Source organism: Bradyrhizobium sp. ORS 375, assembly GCF_000239775.1.
Taxonomy (GTDB): Bacteria; Pseudomonadota; Alphaproteobacteria; order Rhizobiales; family Xanthobacteraceae; genus Bradyrhizobium.
This window is the reverse complement of sequence record NZ_CAFI01000294.1, coordinates 20,902-27,652: the sequence shown is the minus strand read 5'-3', so window position 1 is coordinate 27,652 and position 6,751 is coordinate 20,902. Positions and strand designations below refer to the sequence as shown.

General features: G+C 68.4%; 9 protein-coding genes. All 9 read left to right on the top strand.

Going from position 1 to position 6,751, the window contains the following annotated elements; genetic code table 11:
• Positions 1-1,005: gas vesicle protein GvpN (gvpN, locus tag BRAO375_RS21130; protein WP_244423230.1), on the top strand; the 1,005-nt coding region annotated here is incomplete at its 5' end.
• Positions 1,002-1,274 carry a hypothetical protein gene (locus tag BRAO375_RS21125; RefSeq protein ID WP_009029476.1) on the top strand — a complete coding sequence of 91 codons (273 nt, stop codon included), beginning with the start codon at positions 1,002-1,004 and terminating at the stop codon, positions 1,272-1,274. The genes gvpN and BRAO375_RS21125, both read left to right, overlap by 4 nt.
• Positions 1,275-1,296: 22 nt before the next feature.
• Positions 1,297-1,560: a gas vesicle protein GvpO gene (gene gvpO, locus BRAO375_RS21120; RefSeq protein ID WP_009029475.1), complete on the top strand. Its 264-nt coding sequence runs from the start codon at positions 1,297-1,299 to the stop codon at positions 1,558-1,560.
• Positions 1,561-1,580: 20 nt separating this feature from the next.
• The gene (locus BRAO375_RS21115; RefSeq protein ID WP_009029474.1) at positions 1,581-1,937 is read left to right on the top strand and encodes a gas vesicle protein; all 357 of its coding nucleotides are present in this window, start codon (positions 1,581-1,583) and stop codon (positions 1,935-1,937) included.
• Positions 1,930-2,499 carry a hypothetical protein gene (locus tag BRAO375_RS21110; RefSeq protein ID WP_139031435.1) on the top strand — a complete coding sequence of 190 codons (570 nt, stop codon included), beginning with the start codon at positions 1,930-1,932 and terminating at the stop codon, positions 2,497-2,499. The genes BRAO375_RS21115 and BRAO375_RS21110 overlap by 8 nt, the downstream gene beginning before the upstream one ends.
• 20 nt (positions 2,500-2,519) lie before the next feature.
• Complete coding sequence (locus BRAO375_RS21105; protein ID WP_009029472.1) at positions 2,520-3,305, top strand: GvpL/GvpF family gas vesicle protein; 786 nt, start codon at positions 2,520-2,522, stop codon at positions 3,303-3,305.
• A gap of 54 nt (positions 3,306-3,359) precedes the next feature.
• Entirely contained in the window at positions 3,360-3,608 is a 249-nt protein-coding gene (locus BRAO375_RS21100) for a gas vesicle protein GvpG (protein WP_009029471.1), read from the top strand.
• Position 3,609: 1 nt separating this feature from the next.
• Positions 3,610-5,757 (top strand): AAA family ATPase, encoded by a 2,148-nt coding sequence (locus BRAO375_RS21095; protein WP_009029470.1) that lies wholly within the window; start codon positions 3,610-3,612, stop codon positions 5,755-5,757.
• A gap of 2 nt (positions 5,758-5,759) precedes the next feature.
• Positions 5,760-6,749: a GvpL/GvpF family gas vesicle protein gene (locus BRAO375_RS21090; protein WP_009029469.1), complete on the top strand. Its 990-nt coding sequence runs from the start codon at positions 5,760-5,762 to the stop codon at positions 6,747-6,749.
• The last annotated feature ends 2 nt before the right edge of the window (positions 6,750-6,751 follow it).

The window sequence follows — 6,751 nt, the reverse complement described above, 5'->3', positions numbered from 1 at the left end:
TCCGCGCCGGGCGGGACGCCCGCAGCTGACGAGCGGCGCACCGGAGCCGGCGGCGTGATCGATCAGGGCTTGCCGCACTCGGCGGCTGCCTGGTCGCCCGCACCGCGCGCCGATCTCTTCGAGAACCCGCAGCTGGTCTCGATGGGCGATCGCGCCCTGAGCTACCTGAAGGCCGGCATCCCGGTCCATCTCCGCGGTCCCGCCGGCACCGGCAAGACCACCATGGCGATGCAGCTCGCCGGCCGGCTCGGACGGCCGATGGTGCTGCTGACCGGGGACGACAGTCTCACCGCCGCGCATCTGATCGGACGCGAGATCGGCACGAAATCGCGGCAGGTGGTCGATCGCTACGTCCATTCCGTGCGCCGGGTCGAGACCGAGACCTCGTCGATGTGGGTCGACGCGGTGCTCGCGCAGGCCGTCGTCGAAGGCCTGACCTTCGTCTATGACGAGTTCACCCGGTCGCCGCCGCAGGCCAACAATCCGCTGCTGTCGATCGTCGAGGAACGCATCCTGATTTTTCCAGCCGGCTCGCGCAAGGAGCGGCTGGTGCACGCCCACCCGGAATTCCGCGCCATCCTGACCTCCAATCCGGAAGAGTATGCGGGCGTCTCACGGCCGCAGGACGCCCTGCTCGACCGACTCATCACCTTCGATCTCGACGATTACGATCGCGAGACCGAGATCGGCATCGTCAGCAACCGCACCGGGCTCGCCTACCCGGAGACCGCGGTGATCGTCGATCTCGTGCGCGGCATTCGCCGCTGGCCCAAGGCGCATCAGCCGCCGTCGATGCGCAGCGCGATCATGATCGCGCGCATCGTCGGGCGCGAAGCGATCACGCCGAGCGTCGACGATCCGCGCTTCGTCAGGCTGTGTCTCGACGTGCTGGCAGCAAAGGCCAAGCCGGCCAACCGCGAGGATCGCGACCGGTTTGCCGCGACGCTGCTGCGGCTGATGAACAATCATTGTCCGGCCAACGCAACGCATGGAGATCGACCGTGAGACCGTCTCCTCTCCGCAGCATCCGCCCACGGCCGCCGTCAGCGCGACGGATCGTGCGCTCGCGCACCGAAGCTGCAGCCGAGCTGATCCGGCTCGAGCACGAGCGCGATCGTCTGACCCAGGCCCTGGCGTCGCTCGAACCAAGGCGCGAACAGGCGCGCGAAAGGCTGAAGCGCATCGACGAGCGATCGCGCCAGCTGCTCGGCTTTCTCGAGATCAGCAAGGCCGACGACATCGCCTTTGGCGACGTCGTCGGGCCTCCTCGCTAGTCCCATCGGAAGGACCCATGACATGAACGCTCTGAAAATATCAGCAATCGCCCGGGAAGGCGTCGCCGCCATCACCGGGCATCAGCCGGAGCTGGTCTCGCGCTGCGAGCCGAGCGAGCGCGGCTGGCAGGTTCAGGTCGAGCTCATCGACACCAAGGCGCGGATCACCGAGAACGACGTCATGGCGAGCTACCAGCTCAACTTCGACGCCCGCGGCAAGCTCCTGAGCTACGAGCGAACCCGCCGTTATCCTCGCGGCAAGAACGGAGGGACGTTCGCGGCCTGAAAGCGCGAACGGAGCACGCCATGACGTTCACGGTTCACCAGCCAACCGGAGGCGACCGCCTCGCCGACATCCTCGAACGGGTGCTCGACAAGGGCATCGTGGTCGCCGGCGATGTCACGATCTCGCTGGTGGGCATCGAGCTGCTCAACATCAAGATCCGTCTGATCGTCGCCACCGTCGATCGCGCCATGGAGCTCGGCATCAACTGGTGGGAGGCCGATCCGCGGCTCACGACGCGCAACTCGGAGCTCGCGGTGGAGAACGATGCACTGAGGAAACGCCTGGAAGTGCTGGAAGCAGCCGTGGCGCGCGACCATCGTCCGCGCAAGCGCCGACCACGAAGCATCGCTGTCAAATCGGGAGCCGCACATGAATGATGACGAGCGCGACGACACAGGGCCGACGGGCCTCCAAGCGTTGAACGAAATGGGTCGGCGGCTGCTGGATGTGCTCGGGTCGGTCGAGCGCAGATTCACGCAGGACCAGACGTCACGCACGGGCGACCTGACGATCAGGACGCCGCGCGGCCGTGTAGCCGGCAGCGTCGGCTTCACCATCCGGCACGGCCTGGCCCGGGACGACTCCGTCGAGCCGACGACGGCGCGCCGCGCCCCGCCGACCGCCCAACCCAGGATTGATCTCCCCGAAGGACAGCTGATCGATGTGTTCGACGAACCAACGGAAATCCTGGTCACGGTCGCGCCATGCGCCGCCAGCGCGCAGGAGCTCGTCGTCCGCCTCGAGGGGGCAGACCTGCACATCGAGGCCACGGGCGCACGGCGCTTTCGCAAGCGCATCCGTCTGCCGCGCGATCCCGGCGATGCGGTGCCTGTGGTGAGGCTGTCCAACGGCATCCTTGGCATCTGCATTCCCAGACCCGCCACTCCAGAGCCCGCCACTCCAAAGCCCACCACCAAAGACCCCGACGCATCAACCTGAGCTCAACAAAGGAGCCGCCCATGTCCAGCCAATCCATCTACGTCTACGGCCTGATCCGGGCCGAGGATCATCACCCGATTGCGGCGCGCGCCGTCGGCGATCCGGAGCAGCCGGTCACCATCCTCAGCAGCGGCAACATCGCGGCGCTGGTCAGCGCGATCGACCTGCCGGAGATCATGCCGACGCGGCGTCACATGCTCGCGCATACCCAGGTGCTCGAAGCGGCGATGGCGCATGGGCCGGTGCTGCCGATGCGCTTCGGCGTGATCGTGCCGAACCCGGCGACGCTGCTGCGCGTGATCGGCTTCCGCCGTCAGGAGCTGCGGGCGCGGCTGGACGAGATCGACGGCCGCATCGAGGTGGCGCTCAAGGCGAGCTGGGACGAGCAGTTCATGTGGCGCCAGCTCGCGGCGGCGCATCCGCAGCTCGCCAACAACGGGCGTGCCATGATCGGCCGCGGCGAGCAGCAGACCTACTACGACCGCATCGAACTCGGCCGCGCGATCGGCGCGGCACTCGAGGACCGGCGGACGGCCGCACGCCAGCAATTGCTGCAGACCGTGACGCCGTTCGCGATCCAGGTGAAGGAGCTGGCGCCGATCGACGATGCGATGTTCGCGCATTTCGCGCTCCTGGTCGACAGGACCTCGGAGCAAGCCTTGTATCGCGTCGTCGAGCAACTCGAGCAGAACGATGCAGGGCTGAAGTTCAGATATGTGGCGCCGATCCCGCCCTACAATTTCGTCAGCGTGACGCTCGACTGGGATCAACACGACGCTGCGCCCGCACCAGGCCATGGCCGATAGGCCCCGATGCCATTGGCGAGACGCCCCTCACCTCGCAATCCCCGGGAGATCACGATGCTTTGCCGGATTCTCACCTCGCCCGTCAGCGGCCCGCTCAGGATGGTCACCTGGATCGGCGGCGCCATCCGAGACGCCGTCGATAGCAAGATCAATGATCCGGCCGAGATCAAGCGGGCCCTCGCGGCGCTCGAACAGCAGCTCGAGGCCGGCAGCATCTCCGAGCAGGACTACGAGCGCATGGAGATGGAGCTGATCGAGCGGCTGCAGAACGCGGTCCGTCACAGCGGCGCAAACGGCGGTTGAGATGGATGCCTCATCGACCATTCAGCGGACCGTCGCCGAGGTGCGCGCAGGCGATGCCGGCCGCGGCATCGTGCGCCTCGATCCGGCCGATCTCGCGCTGCTCGGGGTCTCCATCGGCGACGTCGTCGAGATCCGGGGACGCCACTCTGCCTATGGCCGCGCGCTCCCCACCCATCCGGACCAGCGGGGTCTTGGCCGGGTCCTGATCGACGGCACCGGACGCACCAATGCCGGCACGGGTCTCGGTGACCTGGTCTCGGTGGCCGCGGCTCATACCCGTCCGGCCGATGAGGTCAGCATCGCGTTCGACGGCTTCCGGCCGCCGCGCCCTGGCCTGTTCGCCCGCCGCGTCACCGACGCCTTCCGCGACATGACCGTCGCGGCCGGCCATGTCGTCAGGCTGCGCCTGATCGGAGGCCGCGACCTCAGCGGCCGCGTGTGCGCGACCAACCCGGATGGCGCCGTCGTCATCGGCCGCGAGACACGCATCAGCTTTGCAGCCGCCTCCGGCGAGGCGCCGCCCCGCACCATCTCCTATGAAGATCTCGGCGGATTGTCGCGCGAGCTGGGGCGGGTGCGCGAGATGATCGAGCTGCCGATCCGCCGGCCGGATCTGTTCGCCCGGCTCGGCATCGAGGCGCCCAAGGGCGTTCTGTTGTCCGGACCTCCGGGCACAGGCAAGACCCTGCTGGCGCGCGCGGTGGCCCAGGAATGCGAAGCCGCCTTCTTCCAGATCGACGGGCCTGAAATCGTCTCCAAGCACTATGGCGACTCCGAAGCGAAGCTGCGTAGCATCTTCCAGAAGGCGCAGGCGAGAGCGCCCGCGATCATCTTCATCGACGAAATCGACGCCATCGCGCCGCAACGCGCCCGGCTCGGCGGCGACCGCCAGCTCGAGGGGCGTCTGGTGGCGCAGCTGCTCACGCTGCTCGACGGCGTCTCCTCGCGCGGCCTCGTGATCGTCATGGCGGCCACCAACCTGCCCGACAATCTCGATCCGGCGCTGCGCCGTCCCGGCCGGTTCGATCGCGAGATCGCGATCGGCGTCCCTGATCGCAGCGGCCGGCTGGAGATCCTCGCCATCCATACCCGCGGCGTGCCGCTCGGACCGGACGTCGATCTCGCGCAGATTGCCGCGGCGACCCATGGCTTTGTCGGCGCCGACCTGGCGGCGCTGGTGCGCGAGGCCGGCATGGCGACGTTGCGCCGGGCCGCGGCATTCGAGTCGAGCGCGCTTGACGGCATCTCGCTCGAGGAGCTCTGCATCGGCCTCGCGGATTTCCAGACGGCGTTGTCCGAGGTCCGCCCCTCCGCGATCCGCGAGGTCTACACCGATGTGCCGCAGGTCCGCTGGAGCGAGATCGGCGGCATGGCCGACATCAAGCAGGAGCTGATCGAAGCGGTGATCTGGCCGCTCACGAGATCCCAGCTGTTCGCGGATCTCGGCGTCAGGCCCGCGAAGGGCGTGCTGCTCACCGGCCCGCCAGGGACCGGCAAGACGCTGCTGGCGCGGGCGCTCGCCAGCGAAGCCCAGGTTAACTTCATCGCGGTGCGCGGCCCCGAGCTGCTCGATCGCTTCGTCGGCGAGAGCGAACGGGCGGTCCGCGACGTGTTCGTCAAGGCGCGCGCGACCTCGCCGACCATCATCTTCTTCGATGAGATCGACTCGCTCGCCCCTGTGCGGGGACAGAGCGGCGCGGTGAGCGATCGCGTGGTCGCGCAGCTCCTCACCGAGATCGACGGCATCGAAGAGCTCAAAGGGGTCTTCCTGCTGGCGGCGACCAATCGGATCGATCAGGTTGAACCCGCTTTGCTCAGGCCCGGCCGCTTCGATCGCGTGTTCGCGGTGCCGTCGCCCAACTGCGCCACGCGTGCAGAGATCCTCGCCGTTCAGTCGGCGAAGCTGCCGCTCGGCCGCGATGTCGATCTCGGCGCCATCGCGGCGGCGACGGAGGGCTTCGTTGGCGCCGAGCTTGCCGCGATCTGTCAGGAGGCGGGGCGGATTGCGCTCAGGCGCGCGGTGGCGGCGAGCAGAGACGCTCTCGTCCAGATCGATCAGGCGGATCTGCTGGCCGCCTCCGACCTCGTCGGATCGGGCCGCAGCATTCGTACGGCGCGTTCTCTCACACAAAGGAGGCGGTTCTGGTGAGCATGACCCTGGTGGGCATTACCACGCCAGACGTCGCCGGAGCCATCGCGGCCGCGGGCGGCCGGCTCGCCGATATCGAGGCCCGATCGGTGGCGGTGGGCGACCTCGCGGCGCTGCTGGTCCGGACGAATGGATTATCCTGGCCGTTGCTGCGGCGATCGAGGGCGGCGCTCAGGTCGTCCATGCTGACAGCCCAGCGGATCCTCGAGGCGGCGGCGATGCACGGGCCGCTTCTGCCCGCACGCCCGGGCACGGTCATCAGGAGCCGCGCAGAGGCATCCAGACTGCTGCAGAGCCAGCACCGACCTCTTGCGGAGGCCCTGCGCCTCCACGGCCGCTCCCGGCAATTCCAGGTCACGATCAGCTGGGATCCGGCCGCGGCGCTCGCAGCCCGTCGGCACCATCAGGTTCTCGTTGCCGTCACGCGCGCTGAAGCGGGCGCCGACAGCCTGGCGACGAGGATTCACGACTTCATGTCGGCTGAGCAGGCCGCCTTCGAAGCCGGCGCCATGCGCGCGCTCGCCACCGTTGCGCAAGACGTGATGGCCCTCCCGGTCGATCAGCCGGACATGCTGATCAATGCCGTGGTGCTGCTCGCGCCCGGAGCCGAGCCGGCGCTCGAACATGCCTTGGAGGAGCTGGATCGTCAGCTGCCCGGTGACAATCGCATCCGGCTGATCGGTCCGCTGCCCGCGATCTCCTTCGCAGCGGTCGCCATCGACCGTCCGAGCCGCGCGCGGACCGTTGCCGCCCGCCGCCTGCTCGGTGTCGGCGAGGCTGCCGAGCCATCCGACCTGCGCCGGGCCTATCTCGGCATCGCTCGCGCGCATCATCCGGACTCACGCGCATCTCCGACCGACGCGTCCGTGGTCGGCGCGGCAGCCGAGGCGTGCCGACTCCTCACCCGTGTCGTCGAGGCACGCGCGTCCGGCCGGACTGATGACGTGCTTCTGGTGGACATCCTTCGGCAGGACCAGCAGCGGAGCATATGACG